Raw genomic sequence first — 22,834 nt, forward strand, 5'->3', positions numbered from 1 at the left:
TTATAACCGAATTAACACTTAAAAAATATAGTGCCGCCGTAGCTCAGCCTGGTTAGAGCGCCGGACTCATACGGCGCAGGGGACATCCGGTTGTCCGGGGTTCAAATCCCCGCGGCGGCACCTACGTACTTTTAACGTAATTTTTAACGGTGTGAAATGAGAGAAATCCTAGAATTTAACGTCTCTCGATTTTTTATTTAACGTATATGTAGGATAACACATTTGACGCAAAAATTTACTAAAATTTAACGTCTAACGAGTTTTTGAGAACGTTTTATTTAACGCTTTATCTGATTATATCATCAGATAAAAAATGAACTTTGACGTTTCGCAACTTGATAACGAAACTAGACTAAAGATTTTGGAATACATTATAAAAGAAAAGAGAATTGACTATGATAAACTAGGAATTTCCAGGGTAATGTTTTGGTATTATAAGAAGGGTAAATACAAGGTACCAGATGAAGTAGTAAGTAGAGCTGTACAATTTCTAACTCCAGACGAATTGAGCAGATTTATAGTAGGAATAGACATCGAAAAAGTTGGCTATAACGAGGCAATGGCCGTAATCATAAAGGCATTAAAGGACCCAGAGTTCCGGGAGCTCTTTCTAGCATTACTTCAGCGTAACTTAGGAGACTATATCCGCTCAACAAGTTACTCTTACGTTGTATCGAAAGAAGACTTAGAGCTGTTTAAGAAAGTGATTTCTAAGAGGAGCAAAAACACATTTGAAGATTATTGGCGTTATATTAACCGCCTCCTAAAGGACCTAAATTACATCATTTCTCCAGATAGAACCAAAGAGTATTTGTTAGAACAAGGAGAGGAAAGTCCTCATAGAGCACGACAAATGGCAGTAGCCCTTAAGCTATTCATTAAAGAAGTGGTTAGGCCTAAGGAACCTTATTTAGCCCAGATTCTCTACTCATCTTTCTCTATTCCACGTCCCAAGACTGAGTATAAGCCTGAGCCGTTATCATTAGAGCTCCTTAAGAGAATATATAATGAAATTGAAGAGCTTGGGGCTAAGACTTATTTCCTGTTATTAGTTGAAACTGGCTTAAGGACAGGGGAACTTTTCAGTTTAAAGATAAATCAGATCGACCTTAAGCACAAGGTAATTAAGTTATTAAAAGAGTCTGAGACTAAACGAGCTTACATTACTTTTCTACATGAAAAGACTGCAAAATGGGTTGAAGAAAATTACTTACCATATAGGGAGGAATATATAAAACGTCACTGGGGTGGAGTAGCAGCAATAGGGCAGGATGTGGAAGCCTGGAAACAGAAGTTCTTCCCCATGAATGAAGATAAGATAAGGGCCGAAATCAAAACTACTATGCAAAAAGCAGGAAAAGTATTCAGACTATACGATTTGAGGGCCTTCTGGGCAAGTTATATGATTAAGCAAGGCGTAAGCCCGATGATCGTAAACATCCTTCAAGGTAGAACTAGTCCAGGGGAATTCCGAATACTACAAGAACACTATTTGCCTTTTTCGGAAGAAGAACTCAGAGAAGTATATGAAAAATACGCACCTAAACTCCTTGAGTGAACTTCTCCAAAACTAATGTAACCTGCTTATCTTTAGATATTAAGTCGTCCCAAAGATAGCCTAAACGTTTAGGTAGCTTAATCGCATACTTCTTAGAGTTAGCTTTAAAGAGCGTAACAACGCCTATCGGTATCTTCTCATTATCTAATAATATTGTTAATTTAGCTTGTTTTGGGAGGTACTCGGTAAAGCGTTCTGGTATATATACTACATAGCCATCTTTGTGTTTGTAGATATTTAATTTAGGAATAAGTAATTGCTGCAGCTCCATGAGCTTCACCCCTTAAACTCCCCAGTTTCACGTAGTTTTTGTAAAACTAACTGTAAGTGTCTAGTTTGAGCGTTATAGTCTTTGATCTGTATTGCGATCTCAATCGCCCTCATTAATATATTATTCATTCTCTTTAATTTTAGGTTCTCGTCTTTTAATGAAATGTTCTCTTTCTGCAATCTTTCATTCTCTCTTTCTAACTTTTGCAGCTTCCTCTCTAAAGCCGCTATAGTATTCAATGCTTTACTATACTGAATTTGCAGCTCTTCGTTTTCTTTAATGATCTCACTAACTGTCATAGCTCCTGCACCCTAACGTTGTTTTTGTGATTCTCTCCAATAGAAATAGAATTCTTTCTGTAAACCCTTCCCCTGGGATATATGCAGTTGCTCAAGTAGAATTTAATAGCATCCCTAATCACTTCGCTCCTAACTAACCTATTGTTAGCACAATAAAGATCTAACTTTCTAAGCAGCTCTTCGTCTAATTTGAATGTTACAACCCTCATTGACTCACCCCTTTGTCACCTTCACGATATAATTATTCAATTCTTGAGAAAGCAAATCTGTTAGACGTTTAGCGTCAAGAAGAATCTCTAATATTTCTTTCTCGTCAGTCACATTGTCGTCAATAATGTCATCTAATATATTTTCTATAGATTGTGCAATCCTATACATAGTCCTTACGTTCACTCACTCCTCACCCTTCTGTAATTCCGATATGAACTTTAGAACGTCATTTAACGTAACTTTCGGTATAGAACAATGCCCAAATATCCCAAAGTCCAGCATTGCCGACCTCTCTGGGTCTTCCACTTCTAGCTCTTTCTTCTGTGCTACACACCATTCAAACTCTGCCTTATCGACTACTTCTGTCCATTCAATTCCGGTGTCCTCGTCTCTGACATAGATGTACACTTTACCGTCTCTTTCCTTCTTTTTTATCATCTTACTCCTCACCCTCCTCTTCCTCTTCTAAGAACGTCTGTATTGTCTTGTTCTCAAAGAAGATATGACCAATTCCAGGGATCCATAGTGTGAGGTCGTTATTCTCATTAAAAGCAGCATAGAATGGAATGTGTTTCCTGCCTATCCTCAGAAATCCCTTCAATACCTTTCTATCTCTGACCGCCCACACTACCTTAAGTTCTTCTCTATTTACCAACATCTGGCTGTTAGAATTGATAAATTCTTCGAATCTAGCAAATATCTTATCTATAATTTCCTTCTCACTCATTCTTCCTCACCTTTAGACACCAGAGATCGAGATTGATCCCCAATGGGTCCTCTTCTTCTCTTACTTCAGCTTCTACTCCTATCTCATCTAACCTTCTAAGAGCCTCTACCCTAGAATAATAACATTCTTCATATCCCTTTTCCTTCATCCAATTAATGAAGTATTTCTCTTCATCTAGATTTTGCGGTAAACTCCCCAGTTTATCGTCAGATTTTGATACCATTTGTCTAAAACTTCTCAATAGCGTAGAATCTCTTTTCTCTTCAATTAATTGTAACTGCTTTTCATAATAGCGTAATTTTGTTCCAACTTCTGCTTCATCATACTCCATTTTATTATTTAAGTAGAATTCTAAACTCCCTATTACTTCTTTCAATTCTCTGTGAATCCTTATTGCAGCTCTATCAACACTAACCAATCTCTGTGCTTTGTATGCTAATGCATACGCTTTTTCTAAGTGTTGTTGTAAAGTAGAAGTAGTTTCAGTCATTCCTCCTCCACCTCAGCCTTTACGAATTTTATTTTCCCCTGATCTAGGAATTGCTTTATCTCATCCTCTTTTAGTACACGCCCTTCCTCTAGCCTCATAGTTAGAATTAGTGCTACTATTATATCCCCCGCATTTGCAGTTATACTTATTCTATTCTCTTTCAGCTGTGTAGAACACATTGTGTTTACCAAATCGACAGTAGCCTTATGGCCAACAGCATTAATCAGATCCTTAGCATTCTTTATTGTTTCGCAGAATTCCTTATTGTCGATTTCTTCAAATTTTACTGTAACTTGTCTATGTTTCTGTAACTTTAGCATGCTAGGACTGAAAGAATTAGTTAAGAAGACAGTCATTCCTCCTCAGCCTCCTCCATTTTCTCTATAATCTCTAATGCCTTCTTTGCCTTTGCCTTTACCCTTTCAATTACCCACCTTCTTGCTTCCTTGTTGGCTTCCGCAACTTCTAATATTCTTTCATCTGCTGGAGCGTATCCGTTTAGAAACTTATAGAATGCTGTTTTACTTAACCTCCTTTCTTCGACCATTTTCTCAAAATCTTCTCTGAATTCCTTTACGAATGCTATCTTATCTTCTCTGTCCAGTAAACTAATTAAAAAAAGAAGATCTTTCTCCCCGTCAACCGGGGAGTTTTTTGAAGTTGTGACCAAACTCATTTTCTTCATTCTACATAGTATGCGGAGAGATATTTAAACTTTTGCATTCAACATAGAGTGCAGAGAATCTCAAATAAAAAATGTTATTTACCAATCTCTTTTAGAGTATCGTTTAATTCTAATAATTTTTCAACTACAGCCCTGCCAGTCTCCGTTAACTTCACTACCTTCTTAGCAGTTCCTACTGAAGTTTTTTCTTCTCTCACCACTATTAACCCATTCTCTTCTAGAATCGGTATCCATTTCTGGATTGTATGCCAACTCATTTGACTAATTTTTACCAGATCCATTAAGGACCCCTCACCCATCATGTTAATATATAATAATATTTGCATAGGAGTTGACAAAATATCGAGAAGCTTTTTATTTATAACAAGTTCACTCATTCTGCTCTCACTACATAATTTAGAGAGTAGAATTTTAACAGTTTCGCTTACCAGTCCCTCTATTCTGCAGTCTACACAGAAAGCAAATTTTTAATATTATCTGCACACAGTATAGAGTGATGAAAGTCTATCCTATCAACGCTAAATACAAGGTACTTATAGTGTTATTGAAACTAGGAGGAAGCGGAAAGTATAGTGATATAGACAGAATGATGCGTAATTCTAACTTACGCTTCTTCATAGAACAATTAAGACAAGAAGGTTTTATTGAAGACAGATATGAGGGAAATAAACATATAATAAAGTTAACAGAGGATGGAGAAAAACTCGCTAAGAGATTAATGGAAGCTGAAGAGTTCGTAATGATGAAAATAGCTCAAGCGAGAGGCAAGATTCAATGAAATCCTTCTTTTTCATTATTTTTATTATAGTTATTCTCTTCTTCATCATCTTACAATTAGAATTCTCTATATCAGAAGAGAGTAAACTGGGGGGTTTACCATGATTGTCGGTATCGGGAAAGGTCCTTTGTCGTATTTCGTGTGGAAGTATATGAGTGAGTATGTCTGTAACCCGCTTTACCCTTACCCCCTTTTTTATGACGCTAAAGGAGACCTTTTAACGAGTAAGTTGGCTTACATAGGTTATTTGAGGAAACTACAAGTTAAGAGGAATGAAGTTAGGATAGCAGTATATCCCGATTACGTTTTACCGCATAAAGCCCGTGTAAATTTATCGCCTTTAAAATCGATTGAGTTTGTAGTTCCCATTCACTCGTTAGAAAACGACATGGTAATAGTTGAAGAGTTGAAGAGTTTGGGCTTTAAGGTTTATTATGGTTATGCATCAGATTCCCGCTATAGGTCCTATACACTTAACGATTTCCTTAAAGCAGTAAAAGGAAGGAAGTGGTATTTGGGTGTTTCAACAAGACATGAACTTGAAGAGGCTTTACGCTATGATTTTGATGGAGTTGATATAACTGGTTACGTACTTGGAAAGAACGAAGATCGCAAAAACGCGTTAAAGCTACGCAGAATGCTCACAGATTTTCTAAAACAAGTAAGCAAGCCCCGTAGGCAAAGTAGTATTCTAGAATTTTTTCCGTTAAACTGGGGAGTTTAATTCTAAGAGGTGATGATGATGCCCGAGGGCAATTGCACCGAAGTGAAAATCCCAGACACGGAGTTAGTGTTTACTATTTGTGTAGACGCCCTCGGGCTGAAATTAATCCACAATAATAAGGAAGTAACAGTAGACCTGAAGGACTTCGAAAACCCGCTGGCGCTACGGGCCATCCTAGACCAGGAGTTCGGGATAGACCTAAAGGACACATTAAACGGTAGAGTTGCATTCCATCTGCTGCAAAGCATAAATATCAATAAACTCATTAATTCTCTTAATAAAGATAAGGCTATCCCTGAACCCTCGGTTTGTGTCCGTTGGAGTGAAGAATATGGAGAGTGCGTTCAGGAAGTAAAACTAGACGGAGGATTAAAATTATTAAACTACAGTTTTGTGACTGAGCATAAAGAAGTAAAAAGAGCATTGAGAGATTATCTTTACTTACTTAAAGGGAAAATCACTAAAATAAGGAAAGTTGTCTTAAAAGGAATTCCTCTGAATGAAAACTTAATGAAAGTAGATGTAGAAGGGATAAGTATAATAGGAAACCTGGAGGAGATACTTGATTCACTTAAGGGTTACGCTCTTGATACCACAAGAAAACACTTAGTAGCGCAGTTCCTTTATGATAACGCAATAATTGAAGAGGAGATGTTCTACAGTCCTGGCCCCTGGGTGATCAATGATAAAATAGTAATTGTAGATAGGGCAGGATATCTTCCACCATGGAAGGACAATATTAAGTACACGTTACCAAATAACGGGAACGTTGAAAACGGAATAAAACTGCTTGCAGCAATCGTGAACTCTTATAAGAATCCAGCTAAAGCTATGACAGTAATAAGTTATGGGGTAATTGCATGGGCTAAACACTTCTTTGTGGAAAACTTTCAATACTTCCCGCATTTAATAATCACAGGTCCTAACGAGACTGGAAAATCCTTACTTATCGATACCTTAAGGACACTTTATAATTTTCAGGAAGAAGAAAGATCTCCTAAGAGCGACTTCCAATTACGGAAAATGCTAGCTAAGATAACTGTACCAGGGATGCTCACAGAAGGCAACTTCTTATTGTCTTTCATCCAGAATAATGAAAAGCTGCTAGCTACGCTCACTGTTTCTGCTACGTCCAATATAATAAGTGAGAGCGGATCCCATGAATATGGAGGCCTATTTTTAGCAGTAAGGAGCTTAATCATCCCAACTAATCTCGATGTTGATACTCTAGCCCCCTTTGTTAGAGATAAAATGATTATCGTGGATATTCCTAAGGACGAAGGGTATACTGAAAAGAATATTAAGACGCCGAGGAGGATGAGTATGCAAGATAAACTCGATTTAATGGCGGTAATGAGAGAAGCTATCAATATCTTTGAGAAGAAGATAAACGAAATAAAGAATACATTGGCAACAGGAAGTAGGGAAGATGCAGTGAGGTTTTACATTACCCTTGGGTTTTCTATCCTTAAAGAAATTGCATCTAAATATAACGTAAGTCTGCCAGAACCATATATCCCAGGCTTTTCTGAGACAGATGCAGATTTCAGCGAGATCGTTAAGGAAGGCTTTATGCAATTCATAAATGAGAAGAAGAACGAATTATTGAAGGTTTCTGGGAAAGACACAGTAGACATAATAGACCCTGTAAATCCCAGGGCAGCACTGGATAACTACGGCTTTTTCATCAGCACGAAATATTCCGCAGTGGTTTTTACAACGGCATTACTTACGGAATATTCTATGGAGCTCGTCAGGAGATATGGTTTACCTAAATTATCGTGGAAGAGAATTGCTGAAATTTTAGGAGTAAAAAGAACCAGGGTATTAAGATATGGGCAGGAACTCAATAGTGTATTCGAATATCATTATACTGATGATAGAAAGGAGTATTGTAAATCTTTAGACGGAAAACCGCTTGAACCAAATGATAAAAATATTGAACTATGTAAAGAATATGGGTATTACGACAGCGAGAACGGGGTATTCAGGGTATACGACGAGACTAAGGACGAAAATGAGGCCCAGGGCAACTGACAGCATAGCCGTTTCTATCAATAATTTTTCTCAATTTTGTAATAAATATTCTAACATCCGTTAAACTCCCCAGTTTAATTCAAAATATTTGAATATAATAAGAGAAACATATACTGTTTGTATTGTTAATGTGTACAAAAACTGACCGTTTTTTTTCTCTTAATAATATAAATATTTCATTGAATTTTCAAATACAAGGTAACGTGTATCAAACTCTACTTTTTTGCGAGAAAAATGATTGATACACGTGATACACCTAAGCCCTTATTTACTTTCAATTTTATATAAAGATAACGTCAACGTGTATCACGTGTATCATTTTTAGCAACGTTATGTATCACGTGTATCACGTGTATCACGGCACCCCCCATTTTCAAAAATTTTTAGTGAAATGTAGGGGGTAGGGGTATCTCTATATAGCCTTGATACACGTGATACATACTTGATTCATCCTGCCGTTTTTTAGAGCCTTGTAAAAATTCAATTTTTCTCAGTAAGCTGGGGAGTTTAATTCTAAACTGAAATGAAAAATTAATAAAAAGGAATGTGGTTAGTATAGTATTATGGAAGTTCTCCCAAGAAAAGGTTATACCATAGACGACCTGGCCAACGCAATGACTGAGGATGAATACAGAAAGGCCAAGGAGTTCTACAAATTCTTAATGACTATAACTAAGTGCAGTAATGGGGTTTTAACTATAGAGAGAAAGAAGTTAATTGATATTGCAGCTGCTTATATGGAATGCACACCTGTGGAAGCTTACAACATTTTGACGAAGATGAAGGGTTACGGTTGGATAAAAACCATGGATACGCATTTTATTATAGTTAATATAGAAAAGAAGATATGATTTTTATGGAGAGAAAGAAGGGCTTTTTACACAATAAAGGTCCCTGGGCCTAAGCTTTCACTTAATCTTTTCCACTTCTCAAACCCTAGTAGTAGTTATACATACTAGTTGAATTTTTCTTAGTAAACTGGGGAGCTTATTCAGTTTCATTCTTTGCTTTTATTTCACAACAAAAGAGATAAATTATTTTCATTTTTTGCACACTAAACGCAAAAAAGCAATATATTATTTCTTTATGGAGAGACTATTATATCAATGCTCTTTTTAGAGAACAGTTATTCATTATTATATTATATTGTATATTAGCACTTCACCACCTCACCCTCACCTCTTCTTCACCGTCATCACCACTCCTTCACCTTCACCACCGTCCTCACTTCTTCTTCTTTTTTCTTCACCGCCAGCCCCTGGGTCCGAGATTCGAATTCGAGACGAGATTCGAGTTCGAGGTTAGGGAGGTAAAAAGGTAGGTTAGGGAGGTAGGTAAGGAAGGTTCTGGAGGCAGGTAAGGAGGGCAAGGCTATGCAAATGCCAGAATGCTATACCAGGCAAGCTAGGCAGCTAGGCAAAGCTGCTATGCCAGGCAAAAGCTATGCTAGCAGGCAATGCCAGGCAAGGCTAGCAATTAAAATCGGGGTTAAGGGGCGATAGCCCCTTATACTAATTAATGTAAAAATGTATATTCTTAAAAAGAGAAGAGTAGAGACTAAAGAGAGGAGCAATAAGGGTTAGCGCAGTCGTATTTTTGTAGTGTTTATGTACTATTATTTATGTAGAGAAAGAATAGTAAGGCTGTAGGACCCTGTAAAGTAAAATAGTTAGTTAGAATGGGATTAGAAGGTATTAGGTTGTTAAGGCTAAGTTACAAGAGTAAGTAGGTCCGTGTTAATAACTGCTTAAACGAACTGGGGTTAAGGGGCGTAAGCCCCTTATAGAAAATTAGTATTTAGAAAACTCTGGAACTGTATAAATTGTTAGTCTTATGCTCTGGCGCTGAAGTTAGAAAAGCAGTTAGTAGGTCCGGAATTGATAAACAGTCAAGGAGGTCCTACGCAAGAAGAATAGTAGAAAGGCTGGGGTTAAGGGGCGATAGCCCCTTATAGAAAAAATAGAACTTTGATGTGAAAATAGAGAGAAGTTAGGGAGGTAAAAAGGTAGGTTAGGGAGGTAGGTGTGTTTAGTTAGTAGGTAAGTCAGGAACTGGGGTTAAGGGGCGAAGCCCCTTATAGAAAATAGAATTCTAGATGAGGAGAATTATGTTAGGATAAAGAGAGTTAAGGATTAGTAAAATAGGACCCTGGATCTGTTAGTAGGTGCTTATAATAGTTAAGCTATAGGACCGTGGTTAAAAGGGTTAGGGGAAAAGGACCCTGGAGCTAATAATAGAGTTTGGAGTTAAAGTAGCAGGAAAGGAGAATAGTAAGATTTGCAGAGCAAAAAAGAGTAGTAGTTAACAAAGCAGAGCAAATAAGCAAAGTTAGAAACAAAGAATAGTAAGCAGTTAGTGAAAAGCAGGAGGCAAAGCTAGAGTTAGAATAGAGTAAGAGAAAAGGGGTAAAGAATAGTAAAGCAGTAAAAGTAGAAAGAGAGTTAGGAGAAGCAAAGAGAATAGTTAGTAAAGTGAGCAAAGCTGCAGATAGTAAAAGCAAAAGAGTAAGCAATTAGATTGGAAGAATAAGCAAAAGCAGAAAGCAAAGATGCAAAAGCAAAAAAGAAAGCAAAAAGGACCGGGCGTGAGCCCGAAAAACCGGGTATAGAAATTTTGATATAAAGTTTGAAAAAAATCGAATCGATTGGGTATATAGATGAAACGCGGTACGCGAAGTTGCATAACCGAAGCACAAAGTAAAATATCCACAGCATAAAGTTACATAATAACTGCATTAATTCTAATGTTGAATAATTCTTTCTACTGAGGTATAAAATTTGCATAGTTAGACTATGAGGGGTTTTTAAATATTTACTATTATTAGGATGAGGAAAGATGGGAGAAGAAGTAAATAATCAGTCTGTTCAAAACCAACCTCAGTTAAATCAAAATAATTTAAACAAGGGAGATAATATTTCTTCTAATGAAGAGAATGTAAATGAAAAGAAGAAAGAAGAACAGAAAAGTAAGAAGCAGAAAGTAGAGAAGAAGAAAAATGATGATTACTTATTATTAGTATATCCAGAAAAAGCAAAGTCTTTCAGAGCAAAAGTACAAAATTGTATTATTGAAATATTAAAGAAAAACGAGTTAATGAACGAGAAAGACTTAGTTCTGCAGTTAATATTCGAATGCGAAGCTGCTAAAGAGTACTATAAAGTAACTCACGAGACTCAGTACTTGAGGAGAATTATATGGAAGATGGCGAAAGACAGGATAATTCTTAGAGCTAAAATAGTGGGAGATGAGAGGTATACGTGGTATCTATTACCAGAGAACTTAGAAAAAGTAAAGGATAAGTTATTGCGTAGGACCTAATAAGATAGTTTTCTTAGTCCCAGCTGCTTGGATTAAGATCTTATTTTCTTTCAGTTTTACGTCATCTAGGATCTCTGGGTCTTTAGCTGCTGACTTAAGAAACTCCAAATCAGTTTTAAGTACCCTGTACTGCTTATCTCCTATCCTTATTATTGCGTAATCTTTATCCTCCTTGAGAATCTCTATCGTTACTTCCTTCAGCGTTAAACTCCCCAGTTTAAGCTCGGTATCCTGGGCATTATTAGTAGCAGTTGCAGCAATAGTTTGTGCTCCCTGGGTCAGCGCTGGAACCGTTTCCTGCTTACTTTCCTTACTTTCGGGCTCTTCACTCTTAGTAAACTCCCCAGTTTCCTCTGCTTTATTCTTTGTTTCTGATGCTTCTTGTTCTACTTTTTGTTTGATTTTCACTGAGAATATTTTGACTTTCTGTTTATATTCTGTGGAAATATTAGTGTCCGCCATAAATTCGTCGTAGATCTTCTTCAGTTTCTCGAAACCATTTTCATCAGTGTATAGTCTAATCTCTTTAAAGAGATCAGTAATGTTAAGGTACTTCAACATGTTACGTTTTACCTGCTCCGAGTGTGTGCTGAGTTCGTTAGGTGATTCTACCTCTACAGCTATTGCTTCGTCATACCTAGGCCTCAATGTCTCGCGGTCGTAAGGAAACGCTACGAAATCTGGTCTTACATCGCCTTGCTGTTTACCTGCTACTACTACCAGTCCTTCTTTGTAAAGTTTAGAAATAACTCTGAGGGACACTTTCTTCCCTACCTCGTTCTCTACTATCCCCTTGAGGGGGAACAATCCTTTACCGTATTGAAGTATTTTCTTCCCTTTGATCTTCTCGACTGAGATATAACCATGAGCCTCCAATTTGTTGACAGCGTCTTCTACTTTCTCTCTATCAACTCCTAATTTCCTTACTAAGTCTACTAAAGCTATGCAATGATTTCCATTTTCGCATGAGCTTTTGAAAGTTTCATAAAGTATCAATTTAGCTAAAACATCTGGTTTTTCTTCAACATATTTTAAGATAGGATTGAGAATTGCAGTAACGTCTGCTTCGCTTACGTCTTGTGCTTCATACTTCTTCATTCTTTCAATTACATTCGTAATTGATTTTGGATCCTTCTTAAAGTCCTCCCAATCAATATTAGTTCTTATAGGAATTATTTTATCGTCAGGCTTCCTCGGGGTTATGATAATAGTAGCCTGACCTACAGATTGAGACGGGAGTATTTTTACGAGCTCGTTCTTGAACTCAGGGAATATTTCGGCAAATTTCTCAGCGTCTGAACCTTGCATCTTCATCAAGAACTTTACCCCAGTGTTACTCATCAATGATTTCAGTAAGTTCATATCGATCTGTCCAGTGTGCTGATGTGCTAATAGAAGATGCATCCCGTATTTTCTAGCCTCAGCTAAAACTGTGTCTATCAAGGACAAATCAGCGATGTTCTGGAACTCGTCTATGGCAATGATTACTGGAATTCTTTCCATGTTAAGTTGTGCTCTAGCTAACGCATAGTACCAGATCTTAAACAACCATCCTGCCATGATAAGAAATGATACTTGATCACCTACAGCTCCCTTAGAAGCATTAATGATTATTACGTTCCCTGGAGCAAATAATGTATTATCATCTATCGTATTTTTAGAGAATATCCTCTGCAAAAGCTCATTTGTTGCTAACATTTCGATCCTGCTCAGAGCGGAAACGAACGTAGTATCATCTAAATCCTGGAAAAGTTCCAGTTTCTCTTCCCAATCTTTGCTGTTTATCGGTAAATCTAGCGTGCCGTTTCTTAATCCTATTATAATATTGTACAAATCACGAAATGTTGGCTCAGGGTTCTTCTGATAAAGCAACTGCAACGCGTTCTGAATGATGTACTTTACGTAAACTGCTCCTTCTTTCAAGGCAAATAATTTTTCAAAGATTTCCATAACGTTAGCGAATCCCAAAAGTAGGGCTTGTTGAGCGTTGGGTAACTTCGGTAGTGCTATCGGATTAACTGAAATTGGGGCCTCAACTGGATGAAAGTAAAAGAGTTGTTTATCTGGGTCAAAGTTGTTATGATAATTTGCATAGAACGATAGCATTTCTTCCGCAAAGTCACCGTGAGGATCCATAATCACAGTTATGATTTTTGGATAAGCTTCTCTAATTCTCTTCAGTAAAATCCTCATTGTACTAGTTTTCCCGGCACCAGTCCCTCCAATTATGTAAGCGTGCCTGTAGAAGTCCTCCAGTTCTAGCTGGACTTCTTTCCCACTATAAGTAAGCTTACCAATTCTGAACCCTCTACGATTAGGTACTATATCTGGTAATAACCCTCCTATAGAAAACTGGACTGGAATTACTGACGGATTAGGTATCACTGCAACTTTTTTACTAATTTTCCCTTCATCGACCCAGAGCCATCTCTTTAGTTTTAATGAATGAAATCTGGGGATCCGGGGGATATTATCTTCCCAACCCTTAGTTTTCCTAATTTCTAAGTGTAATTTTCCAGACCTAGTTAAGATAAATTGCTGGAGCTGTTTAGTTAATTCTTTTATTCTTTTTTTGTCGTCTGAGAGTATGTATGACTGAAGATAATATATGTTATCTTTCGCAAATTGCTCTAGTCTTGAAGCTAACACTTCTCTCTGTCTTTTGCCTATGACACTTTGATTCCTTTTCAATTTATCAGAATATTTAAGAAATATATCATTGAGCCGCGGTTCTAGGACTATCCAGAGCCTTAATTGCTCCCCTGGCTGTAGCTTAGTCAGAAAGCTGCTAAAGTCGTTAAACTCGGCGCCCCAATAGAAGTCCTTCTCGTTTTTGAACAAAACACGACCTATGAATTTAGGGAGCGGAACGTCAACATTTTCGTTAACACCGAAATCTTTCCTTAAAACTTCTAGTTGTGTATTTGTATAAGCATATATGTGTAACAAATCTTTGTCTTTAGCATATATGATCTCGAAGACATGCCCTAAACTATTAATTATATTAAAGGATTTATCGTACTCGACTTTTGGAAACAACTCATAATATCTTATCTGCTCTTTTTTGCCCCACATCATAAGAATATTATTTAAAAACTCGGGCTCAGCTCTGGCAGTCGTTCCTCATCTCCTCAGCACGTCATCTCTTCATCATCGCCCTAAATTTCTATATCTAAAGAAAGTTTTATAAACTTTCGTTTTGTCTCTTAGAATTTTGAAAAATTGTTAAGTAAGTAGTATAAGCGCAGTAAGGGTGCAGAAGATACGTGAAAATTTTTGAATAAACTCCCCAGTTTACTGAGAAAAAATGAAATAACTTAACGGGCTAGGATCATGACTGCTAGTAAGAATATCCAGCCTGCAGCAATAATATAGCCTAAGTATTTTCTGAGGACCTCGGCGAACGTCAGAATTATGTAAATAGCAGTTAGCGGGATTAGCCAAGCGATAATATTAGCATATGTATTTGCAAGCCCTGGGTCTTGTTTTAACAACGTCACTTGTAGGATGTTTTGAATGATCCCTACTAGCCAATTATATCCCTGAGCTACAAGATTAAGAATTTCCTGGAAGAAATTTGAAGGAGGAGCCGGGATTTTCTGTGCTGCTTGTTGAATTTGCGTTGAATTCATGATGTTATTGCTTGTCGCTGCAGCTGCTGAAGCAGTTATACCTAATAATATTATAATGAACATCGGAAGTAGAGTTTTGGCCCTCATTTTTCCCTCAACTAAAGCAGTTTTAAAAAGCTACTAAGTGATGTTAAGCTTCTTCCCTATCGCCATGACTTTCTTTTTATTTATTTATGAGTATAGAAACTATAGATTGCTAAAGAAAGCAAAGTTTCTTTACGAAAAAGACGGCGTAAAGTATTATCAAATTGAAAATGATGAAGATAATGCTATAACAATAAAATCTGTTCTTTATGGGAAAAATATAGTAATTGTAGGTAAAGAAGACTTCAGGATTTTAGCACATGAGGAAGGGCATTTACATCAGCCCTACTTTATTTATTATTTTCTTACGATTTCTGCGCTAGCAATAAGCTATAACATTCTAACTATTCCATTTTTACTAATTATTTACAAAGCAATGTTTCTTCATTACGAGAGAGCTGCAGATCTTTATGCTTACTATAACTTCAATGTAAAATATTCCTCAGACCAACAAAGACCTAAATCTAAAATTGATAGAATAAAAGCCTGGCTCTTTGATACTCATCCACCCGATTACATTCGAACAAAAGAAGAATACTATGAAAAAAAGAATATCTTAATTAAATTGTTTCTTGAAGACTTGCTTTCTTAGTCTCCTATACTCGACTATGCCTCCTACTAATGAGACAAAACCGATCAGCGCTAGAAAGTCAGTTATGTAGCTAGCGTCGTTCCCTAACAGAGATGAGAAACTGCTGTCGAAAGTACTAGCTATAGCTCCTCCCAGCAATGCTAGTCCGGCTATAAATCCTCCCACTGCAGCCTCATGATTGCCCTTCCTATACTCCGTTATTGGCATCTTCACTGAACTTGCTACTGCTTTTGCCTTATCTTTTAGTATTTGTAGCGCTTTCATGTTGCTCATTTCATACTCTTTTTAAAAACCCCCTATCTTAGGATGAAGTTAAGAGAATTAACAGTAGGTTGGTTGTATACGGTCTCAGGGTTAGATGAGAAAAGTTTCCCTATCGGAATAAAGAACGTGAATATTAAGGAATTACTAGTAATATTTCCACTTCTGATGTTAGGCATCTCTTTCGCTTTCAAGAATATAATGATAGCAATGGCATTTATAGCACCAGTATTCTTCTTTATTTTCTACGAAGAGAAGTCAATGGATGAATTTCAGTACATATATCATTTCCTCAGGTTCTATCTCAACGACTTCTTAGCACCTAAAGAAGAGAAAAATAAGAAAGAGAGTAAGAAGAAAGTAAAAACTTTTGACATAAAGAAGTTTAAGGAGGAAATAATTATAGCAGCTTTCGGCGTATTAGCTCTAATTAACGCTCCAGCATTCGTAGAGACGCTTGATCTAAAGTTCAGTTATCCAGTGACGTTGATTCAAGATTTGATATTTGCAGTTGCAGTTGGTGTCGCGATCGGCTTAACAATATCTAAAATAATAAGGAAGTAAACTGGGGAGTTTACTAGGAAAAAATAAGTTAATCTATTTTTATCACATCAACTTTTCTTTTGCTCTTTAGTCCTGCAACTATTTTAGGGTCATTGATATACAGTGTGAGTTCCATAGGAAATGCCCTATACTTTTTTACTAGTTCTATTATCTCTTCTGGATCCTTACTCCTTATCGCCAACATCAAATATAATAATTATATCTACAGGCTAATAAATTAAACAAAACGATTGCTTTCCCTAAAATTAGGTTAAGCCGAAGATCAGTTTAAACTAGTTGCTCAAGAGAAAATAAGGAAAAACGGAACTGCTGTTAAAGTTTTCAACTCAACTTGTTTATTTCTTCATTTATCTTCTTCTGCACTTCACCTATTAGGTCGTTCAAACTGACTACCTCATACCTTACTTTTCCGTTCCTTATTGCATCCCTAACTTTTCTTTCTCTCTCAGTTAGAGAACTAGATTTCCCGCTCTTAACTTCAATGAAGATTACCTCTGGGTCTACATTATCGTCAGAAAGTCCTTTGAAAGCAATATAATCCACTGGGCTACCTAAATGCCTGAAGTCCTTAGGATTAACCTGGTATTTGTCTGCCAGAAGTAGAGGAGCAAATTCTTCCCCTATTCTCCCTAAAAGAGTATTAACTGATCTAGCTATAGCGTCCTTTCTTATCATTTGTTCATTCTGTTGTTTCCACATTTCTAACTTCGCTTCATATTGCTGTTTTATTGATTGTTCTAATTGCTGCTGTAATTGTTGTGAGTATTGCTTAACCCAGTTATTGAACATCTGTTGGGCTTGTTGTTGCGAATTAAGCTGAACTTCTGTTATCTTCTTATTTAGTTGCGAAACCTTCCTTGAATAATATGCGATAACTATTATTAGGACTATTAGAAGTAGAGCTGATACCCCACCTAAAATTTCCACTAACATATTTTCTAAATCGAAAGAGAGAATTATAACTTTTAGCACTTGTAAAGTTTTCCCTTATTTTACCTTAAGCACCTAGTATAAACATCCCTTTTGCTTAAGGTGGTTTTAGGACTAACTCCCGTAGAGTTTAAAGTTAAAACAGAAAAGTATTTAGCTATAGAAGGAGAAAAGAAATACATGGATACAGACATCGTAAAAAAGAGAGTGAGGATAGCCTTACCAATTTTAGGATTTATGGCTTTTCTATTTCTTGTTTTTGCCATTTATGTTATGTTCATAGGGAAATTTTCTAGCAATGCTATAGGAGGAGGCATAATACTTATTTTAATAGGTATGATTCCCGCCTATGGAATCAAACGACTAAGGACAATAATACCTCCAGAACCTGCAGATATTCTCGCAGTTGGAAAATATGGGACTCTATCAACATGGCACTGGTATAACCAGAGTGGAGTGTGGAAAAACAATAAGAAGATTTTCGCATGGAGTGACGTAAGTGACATATTTATAATGAGGACATGGACCGAAACTAATACACCAATAAAAACGTATACTATTGCAGATGCTGCTGCAGGAAAACCTTCTACATATACATTTGGCCTAGTTAGATTTGTAATGAAAAACGGAAAATATATTGATATAGATAGAGTTGTAGACCCAGAAAAAGCGGTTTCTTTTATAAAAAAGATGTATCTAAAATCTAACTTTTAATAGATTTTATAACACTATGCAATCTTTCATGTGGTTTTATCGAAACAAATGTTAGATATAATGAAATCGCGAATTCGATCCCTCCAAGAACAGGCCCCACCAGAAAGATTACTATTCCTACGCCCAATGCTTCTAACATTGCGAAAGTTATGCCAGAAATTAAACCGCTCATCATTAATCCTACTATTAAATCTACAATAACGCCAGCTATCGGTCTGGTCCATTCGAATAACCACAAGGTAGACGCTAACGGTATAAGGCTTACAGCAGCTAATAATGCTGCATATCTCACGAATGCTAATGCGACGAATATTAGATAGAATATAACAACATCAGTAGCATAATTAGCTAATGCTCTTGCAAAACCGAGTCCTAATGCATTGCTAAGTCCAAATATTGACCAGTATGTTGCTATAGATGTGAACATTTCTCCAGCTATGGCATTTATATACGATCCGATTGTCACCTTAATAATGAAATTCAAAAGCCCTGCTGCATAAGTATATATTGTAAGTCCAGAAGTTGTAAATAAGGCCCACACGCCGAGTTTGTATATAACATCTGCTCCTAAGTCTACTAAATCATTGTAAAATCCTCTTATTGCGTTATACGTAACACTTGCAGCAATTAATAACATTGCTAAACCAGTCATTATCTGCTCTATTTGTGTGTAGATAATATCAGTCAATGAATTTGGAAGGGGAGAATACACGAAATTATCAATAGGGACTATATTTGTTGCAAAAATACCCCCAAGAAAACTAAATCCTCCTACAATAGCATTAATAATTGCATGGAATGCGGATACTATCGCCCCAGTTATCCATCCGAGCGGGGAAGGTGGGTATTGAGCACCGAATATATAGCTTCCGTATTCATATATCGTAACATTCCCCTGAGTTAGGATATTTGTAGCAACAATAATGTATTTTCCAGGAGAATTTGGTGTCCACGTTATTACTGTCCCGTTTCCAGATGTAACTTTTACACCGTTGCTGCTATTCATTATGTACCATGACGCAGATGCGTTTATAGTCCATGTACCACTTTGCCCCACGTATATATTCGTTGGTCCAGATATTGTTAGCTGTATATATTCTGCGCTTCCTGGTGAATAGAAAGACAACGTTGTATGTCCAGCAGCTGCTAAAAATATCGCTGATGCCATAGCAGCCGCGAATAGTACTAAAGCATAACGTTGATCATAACGATTTGCTAGAATTGCTAAGAGTATGAGAGCTGCTGGTATCAGCGTCTGTAACGTCGATATGAACGTTGCCAAACTGTTCCCAGAACTTCCTCCGCTTGCAGCTAACACTACTAAGTTAGATACTCCTCCTATCAGACTAGGTAGCAATAATATAATAATGAATATAGTTAATGCTTTCCTCATTTTACCTTCTCAAAACAACTCTTTTTAAAAAGCTCAGTCGAGTAAACTCCCCAGTTTACTGAGAAAAATTCAAGATATCCTTTTTAAAATCGGTCTTCTGAGAGCATGAGTTTCCTCAGTATCTTCAAAAAATCGAATCAAATCCAGGTTAGAAACAGAACTAAGTACTATCGCTTAGAAGGGATCCCGTTCTTCCTTCTGGCGCCAGAGGATCGCGACATGAAAATGAAAGAATTGAGTGCTTTGTTAAGCCAGGCAGAACGCGGATATATCTATATCTCGAGAAAACCAGATGTATATGAGTTTGAGGGGACTAAGTTCCCTATTATTACGTCTTCTTTCAATTTGATAACAGAGAAAGAACTAGACTTAGAGACAGCCGAACCTCCGCAGAGGCCTAAGATTATTAAAGAATATGCAAAATATTTACAAACTGACCAAGGCTATGCAAAAGTCTTAGTCTCATACGCTTATAGTACTAAAATTTACGAAGGTGCTTTAGGGAGGATAGACTTCAAATCTTTACGCCCTGAGCTCTTTGAGTTAGTTGTTCAGTTCCAGAAAATTTCTCCACTTTCAGTTAGAAATTATCTTAACAGTCTTGAGGTCAAAAAGCAAAAGATGGCCAGGTATGCTAGCAGCAGTGTCCAAGTTGAGGAAATGTTGGTAAGAGGGGCTCAATTGAAGAAAGACCTTGATGAGGAGGCTGCAGATCCCCTCAAGTTCAGATTCGTATTCATTATACACAGTAAGACAGTTCAAGAACTTGAATCTTTGACAAGAGAACTCACTCAAACTGCCCAGGAAAACGGTATTTTACTTGATACCCCATGCTGTGCTCAAAAGGAGTTATATAGTTTTGAAGGGAGCATAGGTTACAGAATAAGCAGTAACATCAGTCTTAGCAAGTTCTATCCGATCATAGGTTTTAGTCTAATTGAGCCTAATGGAGTGTTCTTGGGTACCGATGATAAAGGTGCTCCAATAGGGATAAACCCGTATCTTTCCGTGAACGGAAGACAAAATCCGCACTGGTGCGTAACAGGAACTACAGGTGCAGGTAAAACAACAACTGGAGCTGTTCTCGTTGATAGACTAAGAAAAATTAACGAAGACCTAAGAGTTGTAATAATAGACCCTATGGCTAACTATAACAAATTTCTACAGAGCGAGGCAGACCTTAATTTAGTATTCGGTGATACTGACTACTTAGGATTAGATCCAGTAAAGTTAGTAGCAGATGGTTCAGTATCATCTGGTAATATAGCAGATTTTCTCATAGAGCAATACGGAATACCTCATGAATTGAGGGGAATATTAGTTAGCCAATTGGAACAAGCTAAGAGTTTGAAAGAATTAATGGACAACTTGGAGGACTTAGCTTCGAAAAAATTCGCTACTGAATATAGGAAATTGGAAAACTTTTTGCTTAACTTAACATCGGGTAGTGATAAATACGTATACACGGGGACTCCTCCAGACTTCAGGAATAAGAAGTTCGTAATTTTAGGACTGAAAACGGAAGATAGTAGGAAGAAGAGGATAGCTTCAACGATGATGATGCTTTACGCTTATAGCATGATAAATAAGCTCCCTAGAGATATAGAGAAATTGATATTGATTGATGAGGCACACTTCCTCTTCGAATATGAGAATATAGCACAATTGATAGCGATAATTTACAGGACGGCCAGGGCATTGAGGACTTCAATGGTCACTATGACGCAACTAATCCAGCATTACAATATGAACAAATATTCACGTGAAGCCTGGCAGTTAGCCGATAATAAATTAATTCTTAAGCAAGAGAAAGAGGCAAAAGATGATCTGGTCAATTTAGCACATCTTAGTGAAGAAGAGATAGATTACGTATTAAAAAGTAGTAGAGGAAGGGGAATTCTGAGGACTGGCGCAATTGCTACGCATATACAAATTCAGCTCACTGACGAAGAAAAGCAACGCTGGAGGACTGAGTGAAATGAACAGAATTATGAGAATCATAAAAGAACCAGTAGAGAAGAGAGGAATGAAACTAAATTTGTTGCCTAATGGCGTCGTTGTTATTGTTAAAGATGGTTATGGTTTCATCCAGATCTCTGCAGTTTTAGATAAGTATTATGTTAGATATTTAAATAGGAAAGATGCGTTTGTTCTCTCAGATTTAGACTATGATGCTATAGAAGCCCTGCTTGATGAGAAATTAGATCATTTAGAAAGAAGAAAAGACGTTCTCAAAATCCCTGATGTTTAACATAAGCAGCGTATTTTCAATTTCCTCCATTTTCTTTTTTTCGAAGAGCTCTTTCTTTAACCTTTCATTTTCCAGGTATTTTATTAATGTTTTCTTCCTCTTCTCTGCTTTACCGGTAACTAAACCGTATTTTTTCAGTAATTCATACGTCCTTAAAGCTTCTTGCCTATCACCATCATATTCATTTTTAATATATTGCACAACTGGATCCCAACTACTCAATGCCTTCCTAAGTAACTTCTTCCTCTGCCTTATGCTATAAATCCCGATCCCTTTAGCCTTTATGAAGTCTATGTAGTTACGTAGAACCGGCTTACCCTCTTTCTCTAGCACGTATTCATAGAGCGCTAGATACGTTGCAGCATCTACTCTAGTATCTAATCTGTTCAGAAAATCATAGAATATTTCCTTCTCATCTTCTGTCATTATTGAAACTAAGTAGTTAAGCACAATCTTCTTCATGTCTCTTATTTCTTTCTTCTCAGCTTCTCTCTTTTGAGAACTTACTTTTTCGTAATACTCTAGGTTCGAATAATCTTGATATGCATAATTCTCAAAGTCTACTACTTCTCCCGTACAGCTATCCACTAAATACCCTTCAGGATTTCTTACAATGTTACACTCTTCTGGCATCAGAAAATAGAAGTATTTTAAAAGCCTGTAAGGATTTCTAGCGAAAAAGAAGTATTACCAGTAAACTGGGGAGTTTAACGAAAAATAAAAAGGTTTAACTTGACGGGGGCTGATACACGGAAACTATTTGTGTATTATATATCTGATAAGGTGCTATTGTAGCCCAAACAATTTCTGGCACAAAATAACCTTGATAAAGTGATATTTCTTCTTGGGACTCTGGGAACGTTTGTCCATTGTAGATGTAAATGTTGATATTGTTAAATGTGAAACAATTGCCAAAAGCTACAGAATATGCTGGGTCTATTACATATACTGTATAGTCACTAGAGACATTGAAATAAGATGTTGAGTTCAAGTAGAATAAAGGTGCTGAGGAAATATTAACAATACCTACCGTATACGGGACATACTTCTGTAAAGTGAAATTATAACGTTGCATACCTAGAATATTCCACGTTAAGTTATAACTTGCTAATTCTAGAAACTCAATTAGGTTTTTCCCTGAAAACTCGCTTACTAATGCGAAGTACTCAAACTTATAATAATCAAGGACTGCTTGAGGGAACTTGTAAAATGTGCTATTGTCCGTGAATTTCAGTGATATGTAACCGTTACTCCAAACAGTATACTTACCAGACGTGTAATCATTGAATTGACTGTTAAAAACATGGGTCAAATTA

At 36.8% G+C, this 22,834-nt stretch carries 30 protein-coding genes and 1 tRNA gene; 13 read left to right on the forward strand and 18 right to left on the reverse strand.

Annotated features, from left to right (window positions below):
• The first annotated feature begins 32 nt into the window (after positions 1-32).
• A tRNA-Met gene (locus tag WIW89_RS00130) sits at positions 33-120 on the forward strand.
• A gap of 193 nt (positions 121-313) precedes the next feature.
• The gene (locus WIW89_RS00135) at positions 314-1,558 is read left to right on the forward strand and encodes a tyrosine-type recombinase/integrase (protein ID WP_337719275.1); all 1,245 of its coding nucleotides are present in this window, start codon (positions 314-316) and stop codon (positions 1,556-1,558) included.
• On the opposite strand, the gene WIW89_RS00140 is transcribed toward WIW89_RS00135, so the two are convergent.
• From WIW89_RS00140 to WIW89_RS00185, 10 genes are all read right to left on the reverse strand, one after another.
• Positions 1,542-1,829 (reverse strand): hypothetical protein, encoded by a 288-nt coding sequence (locus WIW89_RS00140; RefSeq protein ID WP_337719276.1) that lies wholly within the window; start codon positions 1,827-1,829, stop codon positions 1,542-1,544. The genes WIW89_RS00135 and WIW89_RS00140 overlap by 17 nt on opposite strands.
• A 5-nt stretch (positions 1,830-1,834) precedes the next feature.
• A complete protein-coding gene (locus WIW89_RS00145; protein ID WP_337719277.1) occupies positions 1,835-2,128 on the reverse strand; it encodes a hypothetical protein in 294 nt (97 codons plus the stop codon).
• Positions 2,125-2,337: a ribbon-helix-helix protein, CopG family gene (locus WIW89_RS00150; protein WP_337719278.1), complete on the reverse strand. Its 213-nt coding sequence runs from the start codon at positions 2,335-2,337 to the stop codon at positions 2,125-2,127. The genes WIW89_RS00145 and WIW89_RS00150 overlap by 4 nt, the downstream gene beginning before the upstream one ends.
• Before the next feature lie 4 nt (positions 2,338-2,341).
• Complete coding sequence (locus WIW89_RS00155) at positions 2,342-2,521, reverse strand: hypothetical protein (RefSeq protein ID WP_337719279.1); 180 nt, start codon at positions 2,519-2,521, stop codon at positions 2,342-2,344.
• On the reverse strand, positions 2,522-2,776 hold the full coding sequence (locus WIW89_RS00160; protein WP_337719280.1) for a hypothetical protein: 255 nt from the start codon (positions 2,774-2,776) through the stop codon (positions 2,522-2,524).
• 1 nt (position 2,777) lies between these two features.
• Positions 2,778-3,065 carry a hypothetical protein gene (locus WIW89_RS00165; protein ID WP_337719281.1) on the reverse strand — a complete coding sequence of 96 codons (288 nt, stop codon included), beginning with the start codon at positions 3,063-3,065 and terminating at the stop codon, positions 2,778-2,780.
• Positions 3,058-3,555, reverse strand: a complete 498-nt coding sequence (locus WIW89_RS00170) for a hypothetical protein (RefSeq protein ID WP_337719282.1) — start codon at positions 3,553-3,555, stop codon at positions 3,058-3,060. The genes WIW89_RS00165 and WIW89_RS00170 overlap by 8 nt, the downstream gene beginning before the upstream one ends.
• The gene (locus tag WIW89_RS00175) at positions 3,552-3,911 is read right to left on the reverse strand and encodes an STIV orfB116 family protein (RefSeq protein ID WP_337719283.1); all 360 of its coding nucleotides are present in this window, start codon (positions 3,909-3,911) and stop codon (positions 3,552-3,554) included. Before WIW89_RS00175 ends, WIW89_RS00170 begins: the two co-directional genes overlap by 4 nt.
• A complete protein-coding gene (locus tag WIW89_RS00180) occupies positions 3,908-4,240 on the reverse strand; it encodes a hypothetical protein (protein ID WP_337719284.1) in 333 nt (110 codons plus the stop codon). The genes WIW89_RS00175 and WIW89_RS00180 overlap by 4 nt, the downstream gene beginning before the upstream one ends.
• A 74-nt stretch (positions 4,241-4,314) precedes the next feature.
• Positions 4,315-4,617 (reverse strand): winged helix-turn-helix domain-containing protein, encoded by a 303-nt coding sequence (locus WIW89_RS00185; protein ID WP_337719285.1) that lies wholly within the window; start codon positions 4,615-4,617, stop codon positions 4,315-4,317.
• Between the two features lie 119 nt (positions 4,618-4,736).
• Here WIW89_RS00185 and WIW89_RS00190 point away from each other — a divergent pair, with 119 nt between their 5' ends.
• The 6 genes from WIW89_RS00190 to WIW89_RS00215 all read left to right on the forward strand — a co-directional run bounded on the left by WIW89_RS00190 (position 4,737) and on the right by WIW89_RS00215 (position 11,097).
• Positions 4,737-5,018 (forward strand): hypothetical protein, encoded by a 282-nt coding sequence (locus tag WIW89_RS00190; RefSeq protein WP_337719286.1) that lies wholly within the window; start codon positions 4,737-4,739, stop codon positions 5,016-5,018.
• A gap of 100 nt (positions 5,019-5,118) precedes the next feature.
• Positions 5,119-5,742: a hypothetical protein gene (locus tag WIW89_RS00195; RefSeq protein ID WP_337719287.1), complete on the forward strand. Its 624-nt coding sequence runs from the start codon at positions 5,119-5,121 to the stop codon at positions 5,740-5,742.
• An 18-nt stretch (positions 5,743-5,760) separates the two neighbouring features.
• Positions 5,761-7,779, forward strand: coding sequence for a hypothetical protein (locus WIW89_RS00200; RefSeq protein WP_337719288.1), 2,019 nt, complete (start codon positions 5,761-5,763; stop codon positions 7,777-7,779).
• Between the two features lie 563 nt (positions 7,780-8,342).
• A complete protein-coding gene (locus WIW89_RS00205; protein WP_337719289.1) occupies positions 8,343-8,630 on the forward strand; it encodes a hypothetical protein in 288 nt (95 codons plus the stop codon).
• Positions 8,631-9,152: 522 nt separating this feature from the next.
• Positions 9,153-9,281, forward strand: a complete 129-nt coding sequence (locus WIW89_RS00210; protein WP_337719290.1) for a hypothetical protein — start codon at positions 9,153-9,155, stop codon at positions 9,279-9,281.
• A 1,333-nt stretch (positions 9,282-10,614) separates the two neighbouring features.
• Positions 10,615-11,097: a hypothetical protein gene (locus WIW89_RS00215; protein ID WP_337719291.1), complete on the forward strand. Its 483-nt coding sequence runs from the start codon at positions 10,615-10,617 to the stop codon at positions 11,095-11,097.
• Here WIW89_RS00215 and WIW89_RS00220 read toward each other — a convergent pair.
• Together WIW89_RS00220 and WIW89_RS00225 are read right to left on the reverse strand one after the other, a co-directional pair.
• The gene (locus WIW89_RS00220; protein WP_337719292.1) at positions 11,080-14,172 is read right to left on the reverse strand and encodes an ATP-binding protein; all 3,093 of its coding nucleotides are present in this window, start codon (positions 14,170-14,172) and stop codon (positions 11,080-11,082) included. The two genes, WIW89_RS00215 and WIW89_RS00220, sit on opposite strands and share 18 nt — an antisense overlap.
• A 242-nt stretch (positions 14,173-14,414) precedes the next feature.
• Positions 14,415-14,816, reverse strand: a complete 402-nt coding sequence (locus tag WIW89_RS00225) for a hypothetical protein (RefSeq protein WP_337719293.1) — start codon at positions 14,814-14,816, stop codon at positions 14,415-14,417.
• A 40-nt stretch (positions 14,817-14,856) separates the two neighbouring features.
• On the opposite strand from WIW89_RS00225, the gene WIW89_RS00230 reads away from it, so the two are divergent.
• Complete coding sequence (locus WIW89_RS00230) at positions 14,857-15,405, forward strand: conjugal transfer protein (protein WP_337719294.1); 549 nt, start codon at positions 14,857-14,859, stop codon at positions 15,403-15,405.
• Here the strand turns inward: WIW89_RS00230 and WIW89_RS00235 are convergent.
• A complete protein-coding gene (locus tag WIW89_RS00235; protein ID WP_337719295.1) occupies positions 15,370-15,678 on the reverse strand; it encodes a conjugal transfer protein in 309 nt (102 codons plus the stop codon). The two genes, WIW89_RS00230 and WIW89_RS00235, sit on opposite strands and share 36 nt — an antisense overlap.
• Positions 15,679-15,711: 33 nt before the next feature.
• Between WIW89_RS00235 and WIW89_RS00240 the strand changes: the two genes are divergently transcribed.
• A complete protein-coding gene (locus WIW89_RS00240) occupies positions 15,712-16,230 on the forward strand; it encodes a hypothetical protein (RefSeq protein ID WP_337719296.1) in 519 nt (172 codons plus the stop codon).
• 28 nt (positions 16,231-16,258) lie between these two features.
• On the opposite strand, the gene WIW89_RS00245 is transcribed toward WIW89_RS00240, so the two are convergent.
• A complete protein-coding gene (locus tag WIW89_RS00245; RefSeq protein WP_012548807.1) occupies positions 16,259-16,414 on the reverse strand; it encodes a hypothetical protein in 156 nt (51 codons plus the stop codon).
• Positions 16,415-16,551: 137 nt separating this feature from the next.
• Complete coding sequence (locus tag WIW89_RS00250; protein ID WP_337719297.1) at positions 16,552-17,163, reverse strand: Holliday junction resolvase-like protein; 612 nt, start codon at positions 17,161-17,163, stop codon at positions 16,552-16,554.
• Positions 17,164-17,253: 90 nt separating this feature from the next.
• Between WIW89_RS00250 and WIW89_RS00255 the strand changes: the two genes are divergently transcribed.
• The gene (locus WIW89_RS00255) at positions 17,254-17,874 is read left to right on the forward strand and encodes a hypothetical protein (RefSeq protein WP_337719298.1); all 621 of its coding nucleotides are present in this window, start codon (positions 17,254-17,256) and stop codon (positions 17,872-17,874) included.
• Here the strand turns inward: WIW89_RS00255 and WIW89_RS00260 are convergent.
• Complete coding sequence (locus WIW89_RS00260) at positions 17,864-19,267, reverse strand: Ig-like domain repeat protein (protein ID WP_337719299.1); 1,404 nt, start codon at positions 19,265-19,267, stop codon at positions 17,864-17,866. The genes WIW89_RS00255 and WIW89_RS00260 overlap by 11 nt on opposite strands.
• A gap of 219 nt (positions 19,268-19,486) precedes the next feature.
• Here WIW89_RS00260 and WIW89_RS00265 point away from each other — a divergent pair, with 219 nt between their 5' ends.
• The gene (locus WIW89_RS00265; RefSeq protein WP_337719300.1) at positions 19,487-21,244 is read left to right on the forward strand and encodes a helicase HerA domain-containing protein; all 1,758 of its coding nucleotides are present in this window, start codon (positions 19,487-19,489) and stop codon (positions 21,242-21,244) included.
• 13 nt (positions 21,245-21,257) lie between these two features.
• The gene (locus tag WIW89_RS00270; protein ID WP_337719301.1) at positions 21,258-21,518 is read left to right on the forward strand and encodes a hypothetical protein; all 261 of its coding nucleotides are present in this window, start codon (positions 21,258-21,260) and stop codon (positions 21,516-21,518) included.
• On the opposite strand, the gene WIW89_RS00275 is transcribed toward WIW89_RS00270, so the two are convergent.
• Complete coding sequence (locus WIW89_RS00275) at positions 21,477-22,151, reverse strand: hypothetical protein (protein WP_337719302.1); 675 nt, start codon at positions 22,149-22,151, stop codon at positions 21,477-21,479. The two genes, WIW89_RS00270 and WIW89_RS00275, sit on opposite strands and share 42 nt — an antisense overlap.
• A gap of 94 nt (positions 22,152-22,245) precedes the next feature.
• A partial coding sequence (locus tag WIW89_RS00280; protein ID WP_337719303.1) for a hypothetical protein occupies positions 22,246-22,834 on the reverse strand: 589 nt, incomplete at its 5' end.

Source organism: Stygiolobus sp. CP850M (assembly GCF_037389425.1).
Classification (GTDB): domain Archaea; phylum Thermoproteota; class Thermoprotei_A; order Sulfolobales; family Sulfolobaceae; genus Stygiolobus.